The sequence below is a fragment of the Amycolatopsis sp. Hca4 genome (genome assembly GCF_013364075.1).
Taxonomy (GTDB): Bacteria; Actinomycetota; Actinomycetes; order Mycobacteriales; family Pseudonocardiaceae; genus Amycolatopsis.
The window spans coordinates 8,297,000-8,313,071 of the sequence record NZ_CP054925.1; the positions used below are offsets into that span (position 1 = coordinate 8,297,000).

The 16,072-nt window shown below is 71.9% G+C and carries 14 protein-coding genes and 1 riboswitch; of the genes, 5 read left to right on the top strand and 9 right to left on the bottom strand.

Annotated features, from left to right (window positions below; translation table 11 throughout):
• Positions 1–30: 30 nt before the first annotated feature.
• Positions 31–98, bottom strand: a riboswitch (cobalamin riboswitch).
• Between the two features lie 72 nt (positions 99–170).
• The 4 genes from HUT10_RS37735 to HUT10_RS37750 are packed head-to-tail and all read right to left on the bottom strand — an operon-like array spanning position 171 to position 5,130.
• Positions 171–1,178, bottom strand: coding sequence for an NlpC/P60 family protein (locus HUT10_RS37735; protein WP_176175549.1), 1,008 nt, complete (start codon positions 1,176–1,178; stop codon positions 171–173).
• 7 nt (positions 1,179–1,185) lie between these two features.
• Positions 1,186–1,668 (bottom strand): poly-gamma-glutamate biosynthesis protein PgsC/CapC, encoded by a 483-nt coding sequence (locus tag HUT10_RS37740; RefSeq protein ID WP_176175550.1) that lies wholly within the window; start codon positions 1,666–1,668, stop codon positions 1,186–1,188.
• A complete protein-coding gene (pgsB, locus tag HUT10_RS37745; RefSeq protein ID WP_176175551.1) occupies positions 1,668–2,846 on the bottom strand; it encodes a poly-gamma-glutamate synthase PgsB in 1,179 nt (392 codons plus the stop codon). The genes HUT10_RS37740 and pgsB overlap by 1 nt, the downstream gene beginning before the upstream one ends.
• Before the next feature lies 1 nt (position 2,847).
• Positions 2,848–5,130, bottom strand: coding sequence for a HAMP domain-containing protein (locus tag HUT10_RS37750; RefSeq protein ID WP_176175552.1), 2,283 nt, complete (start codon positions 5,128–5,130; stop codon positions 2,848–2,850).
• 196 nt (positions 5,131–5,326) lie between these two features.
• Here HUT10_RS37750 and HUT10_RS37755 point away from each other — a divergent pair, with 196 nt between their 5' ends.
• Positions 5,327–6,229, top strand: coding sequence for a hypothetical protein (locus tag HUT10_RS37755; protein ID WP_254897211.1), 903 nt, complete (start codon positions 5,327–5,329; stop codon positions 6,227–6,229).
• On the opposite strand, the gene HUT10_RS37760 is transcribed toward HUT10_RS37755, so the two are convergent.
• From HUT10_RS37760 to HUT10_RS37775, 4 genes are all read right to left on the bottom strand, one after another.
• Entirely contained in the window at positions 6,226–7,194 is a 969-nt protein-coding gene (locus tag HUT10_RS37760) for an IS481 family transposase (RefSeq protein WP_176175176.1), read from the bottom strand. The two genes, HUT10_RS37755 and HUT10_RS37760, sit on opposite strands and share 4 nt — an antisense overlap.
• Positions 7,195–7,310: 116 nt before the next feature.
• Positions 7,311–7,544 (bottom strand): helix-turn-helix transcriptional regulator, encoded by a 234-nt coding sequence (locus tag HUT10_RS37765; RefSeq protein ID WP_176175553.1) that lies wholly within the window; start codon positions 7,542–7,544, stop codon positions 7,311–7,313.
• 3 nt (positions 7,545–7,547) lie between these two features.
• Positions 7,548–8,399: an ABC transporter permease gene (locus tag HUT10_RS37770; RefSeq protein WP_176175554.1), complete on the bottom strand. Its 852-nt coding sequence runs from the start codon at positions 8,397–8,399 to the stop codon at positions 7,548–7,550.
• A complete protein-coding gene (locus HUT10_RS37775) occupies positions 8,396–9,322 on the bottom strand; it encodes an ABC transporter ATP-binding protein (RefSeq protein WP_176175555.1) in 927 nt (308 codons plus the stop codon). The genes HUT10_RS37770 and HUT10_RS37775 overlap by 4 nt, the downstream gene beginning before the upstream one ends.
• Positions 9,323–9,431: 109 nt before the next feature.
• Between HUT10_RS37775 and HUT10_RS37780 the strand changes: the two genes are divergently transcribed.
• From HUT10_RS37780 to HUT10_RS37795, 4 genes are read left to right on the top strand one after another with little or no spacing between them, the layout of a single operon-like run.
• Complete coding sequence (locus HUT10_RS37780) at positions 9,432–9,746, top strand: DUF6191 domain-containing protein (RefSeq protein ID WP_176175556.1); 315 nt, start codon at positions 9,432–9,434, stop codon at positions 9,744–9,746.
• A 4-nt stretch (positions 9,747–9,750) separates the two neighbouring features.
• A complete protein-coding gene (locus HUT10_RS37785) occupies positions 9,751–10,824 on the top strand; it encodes a precorrin-3B synthase (protein WP_176175557.1) in 1,074 nt (357 codons plus the stop codon).
• Complete coding sequence (locus tag HUT10_RS37790; RefSeq protein ID WP_176175558.1) at positions 10,821–11,444, top strand: precorrin-8X methylmutase; 624 nt, start codon at positions 10,821–10,823, stop codon at positions 11,442–11,444. The genes HUT10_RS37785 and HUT10_RS37790 overlap by 4 nt, the downstream gene beginning before the upstream one ends.
• Positions 11,441–12,928, top strand: a complete 1,488-nt coding sequence (locus HUT10_RS37795; protein ID WP_176175559.1) for a precorrin-2 C(20)-methyltransferase — start codon at positions 11,441–11,443, stop codon at positions 12,926–12,928. The genes HUT10_RS37790 and HUT10_RS37795 overlap by 4 nt, the downstream gene beginning before the upstream one ends.
• A 33-nt stretch (positions 12,929–12,961) precedes the next feature.
• Here HUT10_RS37795 and HUT10_RS37800 read toward each other — a convergent pair whose 3' ends face one another.
• Positions 12,962–16,054, bottom strand: a complete 3,093-nt coding sequence (locus HUT10_RS37800; protein ID WP_176175560.1) for an arabinosyltransferase domain-containing protein — start codon at positions 16,052–16,054, stop codon at positions 12,962–12,964.
• Between the last annotated feature and the right edge of the window lie 18 nt (positions 16,055–16,072).

Genomic DNA, 16,072 nt, shown 5'->3' on the forward strand with positions numbered 1-16,072 from the left:
CGCGCCCCGGGTAGACGGGCGCGCCGGCCGGAGTTCCTGGCTCCCGGATCTCTCCGGTCACAGTGGCGGGACCGCCCCGGACTCTCACCGGGTTCCTCCACCTGCCGACGCGTGGGTATCGGCTCCACTCTCCGGTGCCGGTCGAGGTGCGTCAAGGTGACGTGCGCGGCTCAGAGCCGCTTCGCCGCGCGGAACGCCTTCGCGTACGTCCCCGACCCGTCGATCAGCGACACCCCGCCGGCGTCGCCGAACGTCGGGCCGTTCGCGACCTTTCGGCTGGACAGCACCCGGTGGTGGCCGTCGCTGTCGATGCCCAGGTAGATGCCCGTGTGCGACACCTGCGTGCCCAGCTTGGGCTCGAGGTTGAAGAACAACAGGTCACCCGGTTGGAGAGCGCTGAAGTCCGTCGCCTGCTCCTTCTCGTCGTGGACGATCACCGTGCCCGGCCCGAGCTCCGAGAGCGCCCACGCGCGGCGCGGCAGGCCCGGGCCCTTCGTGTTCGTCCCCAGCAGCGGGTAGCCCGACCGGTAGCCGTACACCATCCGGACGAAGCCGGAACAGTCCAGCGAGCGCGCCCGCGCCGGCTCCGCCGCCTCGCGGACGCCGCCAGGGAAGTCCCAGCCGATGCCCAGGTAGTCGTAGAAATCCGACTTCTCCAGCCTGCCCTCGGCGCTGTCCGGGCCGAAGCTGGCGTCCCCGGCGATCCGCAGCTTCCTGGCGGTCTGGTCGGCCGCGCCGTCGGTGTACTGCAGGGCGATCGCGAGGATGTCCGGGTCCGGGTCGCCGACCGCCTTGGGCAGCCAGTCGGCGAACCACTCCTCCTTCTCCGCGCCCGCGTGCCACGCCTGCGGCGCGAGCCGGATCCAGGCCGTCGAGGTGATGCTGACCTTGGTGAACCTCGGCTCGGTGAACGTCCGCGAGCGGCCCGTCAGCATCGCCGTGCGGGAGCCGTCGGTGAAGGACGCGAGCTGCGCGCCCGCGCCGTCGCGGACCACCGTGCGGGCCGGGTTCTCCAGCCGCTCGTAGGTGTAGCCGCCGGTGACCGCGGCGCCCGAGGGCGCGGCCGACGCCGAGATGGCCGTGATGTCCTGCCGGTCCTGGGTGGCCACGTAGACCGCCGCCGTGCCCGACACGCCGATGACCGCGGCCAGCACGCCGATCCGGAGCGACTTGCGCATCGTCACCTCACACCGTCGGGACCAGCCCGACCAGCACCCCGCTGATCAGGACCGCGTAGCTGGCCAGGCTCACCCCGCCGGTGGCGAGCATCGTGGCCACCGGCTTCTGCCGCACCAGCTGGTAGGCGACCAGGCCGGGCACGACGAACCCGAGCGTCTGGTGCACGAACAACAGCGGGAAGTCGGCCTGCAGGAAGATCAGCAACGTCGTCTGCAGCACCACGCCGAGCAGCACGACCGCCGCGAACAGCCGCTTGCCGTACAGGATCACCATGCGCTGCAGCAGCTTCGTGCCGCCGAACGTCAGCGCCGTCATCAGCACGATGATCGCCGCGCGGCGGTAGTCCTCGACCATGGTCAGCGCGATCCAGCCGGGGGTGATCATGCCGCCCGGCGACAGGTTCGTCGTCAGGTAGCAGATCAGCGACAGCAGCAGGCCGATGGCCAGGCCGACGGTGGCGACCTCGGGGGCGAGGGACGTGGTGAGCATCAGGCGACCGGTTCCAGTTTGGCGAGTTCCTCGATGAGCAGTTCCCCCTGGCCGTGGATGTTGCCGATGGCGATCAGCGACGCCTGCCGCCCGACGCCGCCGACGATCCCGCGCAGCAGGTCACGCGGCGACCGCGAACCGCCCAGGTCGACGACGCGGTCGTGCCACTCGCTGGGGATGGCGGCGCGGGCACTGCGCGTCGGCTCGCCGATCAGCACTACCCGTTCCGGGGCGATCTTCGGGATGAGCGCGCCCATCTGGCCGTTGCGCTCGACCCGGTCGGGGCGGCAGTTGATGATCACGTGCAGCGGGTCGGTGATCGCGCCCTGGCGGCGGAGCTGGTCGATGTTCATCAACGTCGATTCGGGGTCGTTCGCGGCGAAGACGTTGGCGAAGCGCAGGAGACGGCGGCCGGCGCGGTACTGGTGGACCTGCAGCACGCCCGGGTCGGGCGGCGCGGCCCACATGCCTTCGAGCGCGAGCTGCCGGTTGACGTTGAGCAGCTCCGCCACGGCGAGGGCGATGGCGACGTTCTCCTTGAACGTGATCCAGCTGAAGCGGCGCATCTCCGCGTCGGTGACGGACTCGGGGTCGACGGCGATGAGCTCGCAGTCCCGCTTGTCGGCCTCCTCCTGCAGGATGTGCAGCCGGTCCTGCTCGGCGGTGAGGCAGATCCCGCCGACCGGCATCGACCGGCTCAGCGACCGGGCGACGTCGTCGAGCGTCGGGCCCATCTCGGCGAGGTGGTCTTCGCGGACGTTGCACAGCACGCCGATGGTCGAGCGGATGAGCTTGCTCTGGTTGATCTCCTGCAGGTCCGGCATGACGGCCATGCACTCGATGACCAGCGCGTCCGGCCGGTACGCCGCGGCGCGGCGGACGATCCCGATCTGCTCGACGACGTTGGCGATGCCGAACTTGCGGTAGACCGGCTCCTCGCTGCCGTCGGGGTGGATGAACCGGGCCGCGGTGCCGGTCGTCTTCGCCGTCGTGACGAGTCCGCCGCCGCGCAGGGCGCCCGCGCAGAGCCGGGTGATGGACGACTTGCCGCGGATGCCGTTGACCAGCACGCGCGTCGGGATGCTGTTCAGGTGCCGGTAGTGCCGTCGCTGTTCGGCGATCCCGGCGGCCAGCATCGCCGCCGACGCTGTGAGCAGCACGACGTAGAGGAACGTCACGTCAGACCCCGGCCCCGTCCAGCCAGCTGAGGTAGTCGTTCTTCGCCTTCTCCTCGGGCGTCCGGGCGGGCCGCCGCGGCGGCTCCGGCTCGTCCACGATCTTCTGGATCAGCTCGGTCTCGTCGGTCGCCGCGCCCGTCGGCCGCCGGACCTCGCCGAGCCGGTCGCGCCCGTCGGTCAGGGCTTGGCGGCAGATCTCGACGCAGGAGGCGATGGTGCCGATCTCGTCCTGGCGCTGCGGGTAGACGACGGCGCCGGTGTCGCCGGCCGCGATCCGCCGTGCCTCGTCGCCGACCCGCCGCAGCGGGCGCACGACCACCAGCAGGTGCCAGGCGAACAGCAGCAGCGCGACGACGGCGGTGAGCAGCGCGGCGACCCGCGCGCCCGAGCGCACCGTGTTGTCCGCGACCCCGAGCGAGCCGACCGGCTGCTCGGCGACGACGACCCACTTCAGCGCCGCGGCGGGACCCCGCTCGGCCAGGCGCTGCGCCGCGACCAGCGCGGACTCCGTCGTCTCGCGGGCGTCCTTGCCGGACTGCGCGGCATCGACGTTCTTGATCAGCGTCGCGTCGGTCAGCGGGGAGAACGCGAGGTAGCCCTCGGTGTCGGCGATCGTGTGCTTGCCTTCGTCGACGACCCGGACCCGGCCGCCCGCGGAGCCGAGCAGCTCGGCCATCCGCGGCACGTCGTACTCGCCGACCAGGACGTTCTTCGAGTCCGGCAGCGGCGTGAACGCGTAGACGATCGGGACGCGCCCGCTCGTGTTGTGCTGGCGCAGGCCTTCGCCGTCGGGCAGCTTCCCGGGCTCGCGCAGCGAATCGCGACCGGCCTGCAGCCGGACCGCGCCTTCGGCGTCGGCGACGTAGACGCTGCGGAACCGGCTCTCGCTGCCGGCGAGCCGGTCGAGCATGCCGCGCAGCTGCTCCGGCTCCTTGCCCTTGCCCAGCCGGGCGACGGACTGCAGGTCGGAGAGGCCTTCGGCGAGGCTGCGGCGCAGGGTGTCGGCCGAGCGCGTGATGCGGACGCCGTGTTCGCTCAGCATGGTCGGCGACACCTCGGCGTGCTGACGGCCGAGCGTCGCGGCGACCGTCCCCGACCAGCCGAGCAGGGCCAGCGCGACGGCCCCGATGACGAGCTGGGCGGAGAGGAACGGGCGCAGCCTCGGCGCGGGCTTGCGGCGCCGCAGCTTGGACCGGGAGCGTTCGAGGGCGGCCGTGACGCGGTTGACCTCCCGGATCCGCGACTGCCGGACCGGCTTGCCGAGCACCCCGGCCGCGACGGCGAGGGCGTCGGTGCGCAGCCGCCGGATCGGCGCGACCACGGTCCGCCGCAGCAGGAGGAAGCCCGCCACGGCCAGCGCGAGCAGCGTGGCGGCGGGGATCAGGCCGGGCCAGCGCACCGGCACGGCCTCGACGGGGAATCGGCCGAACGCCACGACGGACAGGCCGAGACTGCCGCCGATGCCGGCGGGGGAGACCGGTGCGTAGGCGACGACCGGGGCCCGTTCCTTCCCCTTCTCGGCGACGGCGGCCCCGGTGAGGACGCCGGTCTGCCCGGCAGCGGCCGCCGTGGCCGCGCGGGCGAGCAGTTCCTGGGCCGGGGTGTCGGTCGCGGCGACGTCGGAGCCGTGCGTGTGCAGGACCGCGCCGTCCGCGGTGACCAGGCGGATCTGCTGCTGGGTGTCCTTGTCGAGCTCGCGGGCGGTGGTGCGCAGGGCGGTCGAGACGACGAGGACCTGGCCGGCGCGGGGACCGGTGAGCGGGAGCGCGGTCAGCACGAGCGGCGTGTCGCCGGGACGGGCGACCGGGCGGACGGTGAGGTTCGCGACGGCGACCCCGCGCAGCGTCTCGACCGGCACCGGTTCGCCGCGGGTGGCCACCACCTTCTGCGCGGCCGGGTCGTAGACGGCGAGGCCGCGCCAGTCCTCGTAGGTTTCACCCAGGCGGGTGAGAAGAGCGTTGTCGTCCGTGGTGTCGAACACGCCGGATCCGGCGGCGACCTGGAGGTCAGCCGCGGCGGCCGTCGCCGAGGTCGCGACGCTCTGCGCGAGACCGGAGGCGATGCGCTCCCGGCCCGCGGTCACCTCGTCGGGCACCCGGCCGGCGTTGTCGTTCGCGCGGATCAGGGAAAGCGGGCCCGCGGTGGACAGGTACAGCGCGGTGAAGGCGGCGATGAGCAGCAGCAGGACGAACGCGGTCGCCGAGGCGACCCCGGCGCCGCGGGGGAACCCCGCTTCCGGGATCTGCGCGCGCAACCGCGCCGTTCTGATCTCGTCCTGTGTCAAGAGGGTCTCCCCAGGCCCGTTCGCCTCACGCGGTCCCGAAGGACTGCCGGCCACTGCGGCCGCCGCGAAGGACCCACCCGTTCGTGTTACGTGAAGGTATCAATGAGGTCAGCGGTGACGTTACAACTGTCCCCATTGGGGGACAAACGGCGCCTAGCGTTCACCAATGGGTGACATCAGTACACTCCGGATGGTGATGAGCCGACCGCGGATGTTGCTCAGCGTGGCCGGCTTGGTCCTCGCGCTGGCCCTGGTCCTGACCTTGGTGCTGACCCTCGGTGACGACGCACCGCCGAAACCCGCCACGGAGGCCGGTGTGGATTCCCTGGTAACGGCCTTCGTTTCGAAGCTGTCCGCGGACCAGGAGTACCGCTCACCGAAATCCGACGAACGTCGCACGGCGGCGGCCGGATTCGCGGCGGTCCTGGACCGCCGGGGCGCGGCGGACCTCGAAAAGCTCGGGTTCTCGGTCCGGGACGGCGTCGACCCGGCGACCGGGCGGCCGTACACCGTCGCCGTCAACGAACCCGGCACCGAACGCGCGTGGGGGATGTACGTGATCGACCGGTCGGCCCCGCCGTCGCTGGCCGTCGAGGTGCCGCACCCGGCGTTCGACCTGCGGACGGAGCTGTTCGGCGTCGACCTGTTCCGGCGCACGCCGGGCGCGGTGCTGCTGGTGGCAGGCGCGCACCGCAAGGCCGACGACAGCAAAGCCGATGTCGCGCACGAAGAGGATTCCGTGTTCCACGTCGTGGCCTCGGCGCTGGCCGGGCGCGGGCTGCCGCAGGTCCAGCTGCACGGCTTCCACGACGAAAACCTGCCGTCGACGGACATCGTGCTGTCGTCGGGAGCATCGGTGGCCGGCGACGCGGCCCGCCGCACGGCGACGCGCTTGACGGCGGACGGCTTCGCGGTGTGCCGCGCGTGGGAGGAACGCTGCGGCGCGCTGGAGGGGACGAAGAACGTCCAGGGCAAACTCGCGGCGGCGGACGACACGGTGTTCCTGCACGTGGAAATGAGCCGGACGGTGCGGGAGTCGCCCGAACGACGCGACGGCGTCGTCCGGGCGCTCACCGAGGCCGAGCTGGCCAAGCCCTAGGTGTAGTGCCCCGTGAGGTTGTTGACGCGGGTGATAGGTGGCTTTCCGCCGAGTGAGGTGTGAGCTCGGTGATGGTTGTAGCGGTGGAGAAACTCTGGCAGGGCTTCGGCGCGGTGGTGTGAGCTGGTGAAGGGCTGGGCGTAGGCCCATTCTTCGGCGAGGGTGCGGTTGAAGCGTTCGGCTTTGCCATTGGTTTGCGGCCGGTAGCGGCGGGTGAAGCGGGCTTCGGCGCCGATGCTGGCCAGGGCGTCACGCCAGGCGTGGGAGCGGCGGTAGGCCAGGGCGTTGTCGGTCATGACTCGTTCGATCCGGTCGACGCCCAGCTCAGCCAAGGCAGTGGCGGCGCGGCGGAGGAACCCAGCACATGTGGCGGCGGTTTCGTCGGGGTGGATTTCGGCGTAGGCGATGCGGGTGTGGTCGTCGATGGCGCAGTGGACGTACTCGTAACCCACGCGGGCTCCGTAGCGGGCGCGGCGGCGTTCGAGGCTGTCGCGGCCGTGTGCTCGCCAGCCGCCGCCCTCGCGCAGCCGGCCGAGTTTCTTCACATCGACATGCAGCAGCTCGCCGGGCCGGGCGCGTTCGTAGCGGCGGATCGGTTGTCCGGTCGGGCGGTCCAGCCAGGCCAGTTTCGGCAGGTGGTGGCGGGTCAGGACGCGGTGCACGGTCGAGGCGTGCATGCCGAGGATGCCGGCGATGCGGGCCGGGCCGAGACGTCGGTTCCGACGCAGGTCAAGGATCTGCTGCTCGGTCCGCTCCGGGAGACGGGTGGGCGTGTGGTGGGGCCTGCTGGAACGGTCGTGCAGGCCGGCTTCGCCGTGCTGGCGGTAGCGGCGGACCCATTTGTGCCCGGTCGCACGGGAGATCCCGAGTTCGGCGGCCACATGGGCGACCGGGCGTCCCGCGGTGACCCGGTCGATCAGCAACCGGCGGCCGTGCAGGGTCAACCGGGCATTACGGTGGGACACGAAGACCTCCGTCGTGTTCGGTGATGGCGTCAGACACCAGCACCACACACGGAGGTCTTCGCCTTGATCAACCCGACGCGCCGCTCAACGGTCAACAACGTCCATGGTCACTACACCTAGGCGGACCGCTCACCCAGCCGCGGGAAGGGCTTCGTGGAGAACAGCACTTCCACGGACACCTCGAAGAACTCCGCGATCCGCAGGGCCAGGTACAGCGACGGGCTGTACTCGCCGCGTTCCAGGTAGCCGATCGTCTGGTAGTGCACGCCGAGCGCCTCGGCCAGCTCCCGCCGTGAGATCGACCGCTCCGCGCGCAGCATCGCGATCCGGTTGTAGACGACCTCACTCATTTGCTACCCCACACGCTGCATGGCCTTCTCCCGACGCTGGGCCACCGACGAACCCGCTTCCCGCCGCGCCATGCGGCGGAGCAGCACCGGGGCCAGCGCCAATCCGATCACGGACCACGCGACGAGCACCGCCAGGGTCGGCAGCGGGCGCCACGACTGGCCGATCTCGACGACGACCGCGCTGTCCGGCAGCAGTGCCGAGCGCATTCCGAGGCCCAGCCAGTACATCGGGAACATCTGGGCGATGCCCTGGACCCAGTCGGGCAGCGCGGTGATCGGGTAGAAGATCCCCGAAATCGCGCCCAGGCCCATCACCGGCAGGGTGATCAGGCCGACCGAGCGCGCACTGTTGGTCAGCGACCCCAGTGCCGCGCCGATCGGCATCGTCGCGAAGAAGCCGACCAACAGCACCGCGAGCAGGTGCAGGTACGACCAGACGCCACCGGGCGCCAGCGTCGGGAACAGGAACAGGCACGGGATCAGGACCGCGAGCAGGCCGGTGAGCTGGGCGAGCGACAGCGTCGTCGTCTTCCCGATCAGGTACGCGAGCATCCCGTTCGGGGTCGCCTTCGCCCGCAGCAGCGTGCCGTCCTCGCGGTCGATCGCGAGGTGGCCCGCCGCGCCGGTCAGGCCCTGGAACACGATGCCCGCGCCCAGCACGCTGGGCACGGTCGCCGCGCCGAGCGAAAACGACGTCCCGGGCAGGGTCGCGTTCCGCATGAAGAACAGGGTGCCGAGGAAGAGCACCACGAAGACGCACTGGCCGACGACGTCGTCGGCGTTGGTCCACGTCTGCTTGAACTCGATCCAGCCGCGGGCCAGCCCGGAGCGCAGGGCGGCGGTCCTGGCGTTCATCGCGCACCCGCTTCCTGGAGGCCGAGCTCCGTCTCGCCGCCGGTCTCGGCGCGGTGGACCAGCGTCATGTAGGTGTCCTCGAGCGAAGCGCGCCGGACCTCGAGGTCCGCGACGGCCTCGCCGTGCTGCTTGAACAGCTCGTACACGTACTTCGTCGCTTCGGTCGTCAGGTGCACGAAGCGCTGGCCGTCGATGCTCCAGCGGACCTCGGCCTCGCCGGAGATCTGCCTGCTCAGCGCATCGGCCGAGCCGTCGGCGACGATCCGGCCGCCGTTGAGGATGAGGATCCGGTCGGCCAGCTTCTCGGCTTCGTCGAGGTCGTGCGTGGTCAGCAGGATCGTCGTGTCGAGCTCGTCGGACAGCCGGTGCACCAGGTCGTGGAACTCGCGCCGTGCCTCCGGGTCGAAGCCCGCCGTCGGCTCGTCGAGGAACAGCAGCTCGGGCCGCCCGACGATGCCGATGGCGACGTCGAGCCGCCGCCGCTGGCCGCCGGAGAGCTGCTTGAGCTTCTTGCCCGCGTGCTCGGTGAGCCCGACCGTTTCGATCAGCTCGTCGGCGTTCCACGGCCGCGGGTGGGACGCCGACGAGTACGGCGCGTAGTACCGGCCGAGGTGCGCGAGCAGCTCGCGGACCCGCCACTTCCCGTGGTCACGCCAGGACTGGAGCACGACCCCCAGCCGTGCCCGCCAGTCCTCGCCGCCGTGGGCCGGGTCCGTGCCCAGCACGCTGACCTCGCCTGCCGACCGCATGCGGAAGCCCTCGAGGATCTCGATCGTCGTCGTCTTGCCCGCGCCGTTCGGCCCGAGCAGGCAGACGACCTCTCCTCGGTACGCCTCGAAGTCGACGCCGTGGAGCACGTCGTTGGTGCCGTACCGCATCCGCAGCCCGCGCACGCGGACGACGGGATCGTCCGGATCTCTCATCGTGGTTACCCCCATCTGACTGGTGCGATGAAATGTAGCACACCTACTACATCTCGCGAGAGTTCTGCTGCCCCGGGAACTTGACCCGCGGTCACCCGGTTCGCCGGGCATGGGAACTTGGCTGGGGCTCGCCCTCCCGGGCGGCGTGGTGGTCCTGCTGATCATGGCGGCGATCGAGCTGCGCCCGCGCAAGGACGGCTCGCGCTTCAAGGCGCGGCTGTCCGCCACCTACATCGAGGAGACCACCGCCTTCCTCTACGGGACCAAACGGCGTGAGCTGGAACACCGGGAAACCATGTCGATGCTCGTCGAGCAGGACGCCGAAGGCGCGCCACCCTGGCGTGACGTGGACCTGGACGCCGGAACGGCCCGGATCCGGCCCCGTTCGGAGCCGCCGGAGCCGCCGAACCGCCAGCTACAGTGACCCCATGCCGACCCCAGCACGTGTGCGAGCCGACGCGTGCCCCGGTGTTTTCGCAACGCACGACGCCGCCGACGGGCCGTTGGCCCGGGTCCGGCTGCCCGGCGGCACGATTTCCGCAGTGCAGCTGCGCGCGCTGGCCGACGCCGCCGAGGCGTGCGGCGACGGCGACCTCCACCTCACTTCGCGCGGCAACGTCCAGCTCCGCGGCGTCACCCGGCCCGGTCTCGCGGCCCGGCTGACCGACGCCGGCCTGCTGCCGTCGCCGTCGCACGAGCGGGTCCGCAACGTTCTCGCGTCGCCGCTGAGCGGGGTGCGCGGCGGCCTCGCCGACGTCCGCGGTCTCGCGGCTTCGCTGGATGCCGCGCTGTGTTCGACGCCGGAGCTGGCGGCGCTGCCCGGGCGGTTCCTCTTCGCCTTCGACGACGGCCGCGGTGACGTAGCCGGCGAAGGCGCCGACGTCTGCTGGCTGGCCACCGGTCCGGCCGAGGGAACACTGCTGCTCGCTGGCGGTGACACCGGACGGCGGGTGGCGCGTGCCGACGCCGTCGCGGCGCTCGTCGAGGTCGCGCTGGAGTTCGGCCGGGTGCGAGGGTCCGCGTGGCGCGTCGCCGAACTCGACGACCCGGCCTGGCGCGGGACACCGGTGCCGCTTGCCGACGCCCGGGTCCCGGCCGGGCTGATCGAGCGGGACGGCGGCTTCGCGGCCGGTGTCGTGCCGCGCTTCGGGCAGCTGTCCGCCGCGCAGGCGCGAGCGCTGGCGGAGTTCGGGACCGCGGTGGTCACGCCGTGGAAGTCCGTGGTGCTGCCGGACGTGCCCGCCGACGTCTTCGCGCGGCTGGGCTTCGGCGGCGAGGCGTTGGGGACCACCGCGTGCACCGGCCGTCCCGGCTGCGCGAAGTCGCGCGCCGACGTCCGGGCCGACGCGGTGTTCCGGCCGGGTCTGCGTGCGCACTTCTCGGGCTGCGAACGGCGGTGCGGGAAGCCGTCGCAGTCCCATGTGGACGTTGTCGCCGAAGCGGGGGGCTACCGCATCGACGGCCGCTGGGTGCCGCTCGACGAGATGGAAGGGAAGCTGTGATCGACTACCTGCGGGACGGTGCCGAGATCTACCGGCACTCGTTCGCCACGATCCGCGAGGAGGCGGACCTGGCGATCCTGCCCGACGACGTGGCCGGCCTGGCGGTCCGGATGATCCACGCCTGCGGCATGGTCGATCTGGTCGACGACCTGCGCTACACGCTCGACGTCGTCGAGTCCGGCCGCGCGGCACTGGAGGCCGGCGCGCCGATCCTGTGCGACGCGCAGATGATCGCCAGCGGCGTCACCCGCCGTCGCCTGCCTGCGGACAACGAAGTGCTCTGCACGCTGTCGGACCCGGCGGTGCCCGGGCTGGCCGAGCGGATGGGCACCACGCGTTCGGCCGCGGCACTGGAACTGTGGCGCGACAAGCTGCCCGGTTCGGTGGTGGCGATCGGCAACGCGCCGACGGCGTTGTTCCGCCTGCTGGAGATCCTCGACGAAGGCGTCGGCGCGCCCGCGGCGATCATCGGCGTCCCGGTCGGTTTCGTCGGCGCGGTGGAGTCCAAAGTGGAGCTCGCCAAGCGGGCGCCCGCGCCCTACCTGGTGGTGCACGGCCGCCGTGGCGGCAGCGCGATGGCCGTCGCGGCGATCAACGCCCTTGCGAGCGCAGAGGAATGACCGGCACGCTCTACGGCGTCGGGCTCGGCCCCGGCGACCCGGAACTGATGACGGTCAAGGCGGCACGCTTGATTTCCGAGGCGTCGGTGATCGCGTACCACTGCGCGCGGCACGGCCGGAGCATCGCGCGTTCGGTCGCCGAGCCGTACCTGCGCGAGGGGCAGATCGAGGAGAAGCTCGTCTACCCGGTGACGACGGAGACGACCGACCACCCGGGCGGCTACGAAGGCGCGATCGCGGACTTCTACGAGCTGAGCGCGAAGCGACTGGCCGAGCACCTCGACGCGGGCCGCGACGTGGTCCTGCTGTGCGAAGGCGACCCGTTCTTCTACGGCTCGTACATGTACATGCACGAGCGGCTCGCGGGCCGTTTCGACGCGGTGGTGGTCCCGGGCGTGACATCGGTGAGCGCGGCGGCATCGGTCATCGGCCGTCCCTTGGTCCAGCGCGACGAGGTGCTGACGGTCCTCCCGGGCACGCTCCCGGCCCCGGAACTGGCCCGCCGCCTGGCGGACACCGAGGCGGCGGCGGTGCTGAAGCTGGGGCGGACGTTCTCGTCGGTGCGGGAGGCGTTCGCGGAGGCGGGAAAGCTGGACGACGCCGTCTTCGTCGAGCGGGCCACGTGGGGGCAGCAGCGGATCGAGCCACTGGCCTCGGTGGACCCTGCGTCCGTGCCGTACTTCTCGCTGGCGTTGCTGCCTTCGCCGGCTTACGCGTCCCGGGTTGCTCCGCCTTCGCCTGCTCCGGTCCCTGCGTCCGGTGGCGAGGTCGTCGTCGTGGGCCTGGGTCCGGCCGGCCCGGAGTGGCTGACCCCCGAGGCGGCCGCGGAGCTATCGGCGGCCGAGCACATCGTCGGCTACGGGCCGTATGTGGCGCGGGTCCCGCAGAAGGCGGGCCAGCAGCGGCACGCATCGGGCAACCGGGTGGAAGCGGACCGGGCGCGCGAGGCGTTGTCGTTGGCAGCTGCCGGGTCCCGGGTCGCGGTGGTGTCCTCGGGTGACCCGGGGGTGTTCGCGATGGCGTCGGCGGTCCTGGAGCAGGTCGCCGCGGGCCACGGCACGGGAGTGCGTGTCCGGATCGTCCCGGGCGTGACGGCGGCCCAGGCGGCGGCGTCCCGGGTGGGCGCGCCGCTGGGCCACGACTATTGCGTGCTGTCGCTGTCGGATCGGCTGAAGCCGTGGGAAGTCATCGAGAAGCGCTTGGAGGCGGCGGGCGCGGCGGACCTGGTGCTGGCGTTGTACAACCCCGCTTCGCGTACCCGGACGACGCAGCTGGCGGACGCGCGTGAGGTTCTGTTGCGCCACCGAGCTGCTTCTACGCCGGTTGTCGTGGCCCGGGACGTGGGCGGCCCGGAGGAGGACATCCGCATCACGACGCTGGGTGAGCTCGATCCGTCCACGGTGGACATGCGTTGCTTGCTGATCGTGGGCTCGTCGCGCACCCGAGCGGAGAACGGCATCGTCTGGACGCCCCGCAGTTACTGACGTGAGGCCGGGCCCCGGCCCGGCCTCACCTCGTCAGCGCGTCGGGTCCTTGCCGTTCGGCTGCCGCGGCCCCGGACCCGGCGACCACCAGCCCGGCACCGTCTTCTCCCCGTGCACCACCGTCGGCGCAATACCCTCGGTGAACGGCTCGATCTGCAGCAGCTGCCCCCACGACTGGCTCGGCTGGCCGATCAGGTAGCTCGGCACCTCCGGCTCCTCCGCCAGCTCCTCCAGCCACCCGATCGGGCCGCCGTTCGTCGAGGACGCCCACTGGGCCTCGTCCGCCAAGCCTCCCGCCGTGATGCGGTAGTCCGGGACCTGGGAGATCCCGTCGTGGGACGTCACCGGCTGGACGCACGGGTACACGAACGACGCCGGCCAGTCCACGTACACCGGCTTCGAGCCGATGCGGTCGGTCAGGGTCGTGAACGTCGGGACGCGCGGGGCCGACGCCGCGATCCAGCCGTCCTCCGTCAGGTCGTTGTCGACGATGTTGATGCGGACCGCGTTCGTCTCCGGCGGGAGGTCGCGCAGGTTGATGCGGGTGTCGTTCCAGCCGTTGGTGCCCGCGCCCGGCGGGAGCATGAACTGGCTGCGCAGGACCTTCACCCCGTCCGGGGTGTCGACGCCGTAGTCGAGGCTGACCGACGTCGGGCGGCGGGCCGCCCCCGCCGTCGCGACCACGATCTGGCCGTCCGCCGGCTTCTCCGTCAGCGCGTACCAGTCGCTGCGCAGCCGGCCGGCGCGCGTCTCCGGGTCGAGGTAGCTCGACCACATCGGCACCTTCTCCGGCGTGAACCCGTGCGGCGGCTCGGCCAGCGGGTCCTTGTCGTCGACCGGGCGGGTGTGGAAGCCGGTCTGGACGCGGCCGTTGTCGGAGTCCGGGTTCGGCAGCGGCGAGTCGGTCTCCTTCGGCTTCTCCGCCACGGTCCGCTGCTCGGCCTGCGGGTGCAGGATGCTCGTCGCCGCGTCGCGCTCGACCATCACGTGGTCGGAGAGGTTGCAGCTCTTGCCGAACAGGTGCCCGACGTTCGCCGCGCCCAGGCTGTAGCTGCCGGACTGGTTGTGGATCGCCCACGCCATCGTGACGAACTCGCCCGCCGCGACCAAGCCGCAGACCACCACCAGCGACAGCGACCCGAGCCGCAGCGCACGCAGCCGGCCTTCCTGGGGCTGGGCCGGCAGGCCCGGCCGGTGCGCGCGGACGTTCTCGACGAACGCGTATATCCCGGCGATCGCGGCCGCGGCCAGCAGGATCGTCGACAGCGGGATGCCGCCGATCGACGGCGCCACGTTCGTCCACTGGACGCCGAGGCGGGAGACGAACCAGTAGGTGTTCGGCCCGGTCGCGGCCAGCGCGGCCACCACCAGCAGCGCGGCGAGGAAGGCCGCGCGGTTGCGCTGGGACCGCAGCACCGTCGAGCTGGTCGCGAGCGCGGCCAGTGCCGCCATCGACGCGCCGACCGCGGCGAACGCGCCGAAGTGGTGCGTCCACTTCGTCGGCGTCAGGGCCAGGAGCAGGAAGAACAGCGCCGTCGTGCCGATCAGCCGTCGCGCCGGCCCCAGCGCCGCGCCGGGGATCCGGCTGCGGCGCAGCAGCACCACCAGGCAGGTGGCGGTGCACAGCACGACCAGCAGCACCGGGAACCGGCGTGGCGCCGAGCCGTCCGGCAGGTCGGCGAACAGCAGCTGGTAGCGCGCGAGTTCCTGGAACCACGACAGGTTCGGGCCCACCTGGGTGCGGATCCGGGTGGCTTCCTGGACGGTCGCGAACGTCTGGTCGGCGAACACGACGACCAGCACGAGCAGGCCCGCGGCGGCGACCGGCGCGAGTACCGGCAGCCAGCCGCTTTCGTTCGCGCGCTGGCGGACCAGCTTGAACAGCGGGCGCGCGGCGACCAGGAACGGCGCCACCGCGATCAGCCCGGTCGGCGTCGCGGCCAGGGTGAACCCGGCCGCGGTCAGGCCGAGGCACAGCGGCAGCAGCCGCCGCGTCACCAGCGTGCGCTCGACCGCGCAGATCGCCAGCAGCGAGCCGAGCGCGGCCACCGGTTCCGGCCGGACGCCGTTGTTGTAGGGCATCCACCAGATCAGGAACACCGTCGCGGCGGCCCAGCTGGCCGGGCGGCTGGTGCGGATCTGGCTGCCCAGCCGCGGCATCACCTCGCGGCTGATCAGCAGCCAGCTGAGCACGCCGAGCAGGAACGACGGCAGCCGGATCCACGGCGGCACCGTGCTGACGTGCGTCATCAGCTCGTAGACGTGGTAGAACCAGCCGAACGGCGCCTCCGCGACGCCGAACCAGCGGTGGTAGTTCGTCAGGTAGCCGGTCGCCTCGGTGACCCGGGCCATGGTGAGGATGTAGCCGTCGTCCGAGGTCACCGGTCCGATGAAGACCCACGCGCCCAGCGCGACGATCACCGTGGCGTCCCGCGCGGTCAGCCGCCACCAGCCGACCGGCGCCCAGCGCGGCGCGCGCCGGGCGAAGCCGGAGTCGCGGCGCCAGACCGCGATCAGGCAGCCGATCAGCGACAGCACGGCGAGCACGCCGACGACGATCTTCAGCGCGGTCGGCGACGTCTGGTACCGCGTGTCCGGCACGACCGAGACGTGCAGGCCGGTGATCGGGTCCTTGCTCGAGTTGATCGACGAGTAGATGCCGACCAGGCGCGGGCGGACGTCGCCTCCGGTGTGGAAGATCGGCGTCCCGGCCACGGCCAGTGTCATCTGCGTCGCGTCGACGTCCAGCTCGACGTCGCACTTTTCGGCGGGCAGCGGCTGCTGGGCGATCTGCTGGCCCTGGCTGGAGGCGAACAGCACGCCGTTGTCGATGCGCAGCTGCAGGCCGACGCCCTTGCCGGCGTTCGGGTCGGTGCGGCCGTCCGGCACGGTGGCGAACAGCAGGCCCGGACCGTTCGTCCGGGCGTCGACCGAACGGATGGTCGCGCACGGCAGCTCGGCACGCAGGTCCTGCGCCCAGTACCCGGTCAAGGGCGCGTTGACGGAGCGGGTGTCGCTGCCGGTCGGCCAGACGACCTCCGCCGTGTCCTGCACCACCGGCAGGAAGGGGAAAGCCAGCGCGCACAAGGCCGAGAGCAACCCCAGCGCTACGGCAATCAGACGCATCGGCGCAACGCTAACGGG

Excerpts from the sequence above, each read along its gene's own strand:
- HUT10_RS37735 (WP_176175549.1), bottom strand. The coding sequence starts at position 1,178 with ATGCGCAAGTCGCTCCGGATCGGCGTGCTGGCCGCGGTCATCGGCGTG.
- HUT10_RS37740 (WP_176175550.1), bottom strand. The coding sequence starts at position 1,668 with ATGCTCACCACGTCCCTCGCCCCCGAGGTCGCCACCGTCGGCCTGGCC.
- HUT10_RS37755 (WP_254897211.1), top strand. The coding sequence starts at position 5,327 with ATGAGCCGACCGCGGATGTTGCTCAGCGTGGCCGGCTTGGTCCTCGCG.
- HUT10_RS37765 (WP_176175553.1), bottom strand. The coding sequence starts at position 7,544 with ATGAGTGAGGTCGTCTACAACCGGATCGCGATGCTGCGCGCGGAGCGG.
- HUT10_RS37770 (WP_176175554.1), bottom strand. The coding sequence starts at position 8,399 with ATGAACGCCAGGACCGCCGCCCTGCGCTCCGGGCTGGCCCGCGGCTGG.
- HUT10_RS37775 (WP_176175555.1), bottom strand. The coding sequence starts at position 9,322 with ATGAGAGATCCGGACGATCCCGTCGTCCGCGTGCGCGGGCTGCGGATG.
- HUT10_RS37780 (WP_176175556.1), top strand. The coding sequence starts at position 9,432 with ATGGGAACTTGGCTGGGGCTCGCCCTCCCGGGCGGCGTGGTGGTCCTG.
- HUT10_RS37785 (WP_176175557.1), top strand. The coding sequence starts at position 9,751 with ATGCCGACCCCAGCACGTGTGCGAGCCGACGCGTGCCCCGGTGTTTTC.
- HUT10_RS37795 (WP_176175559.1), top strand. The coding sequence starts at position 11,441 with ATGACCGGCACGCTCTACGGCGTCGGGCTCGGCCCCGGCGACCCGGAA.
- HUT10_RS37800 (WP_176175560.1), bottom strand. The coding sequence starts at position 16,054 with ATGCGTCTGATTGCCGTAGCGCTGGGGTTGCTCTCGGCCTTGTGCGCG.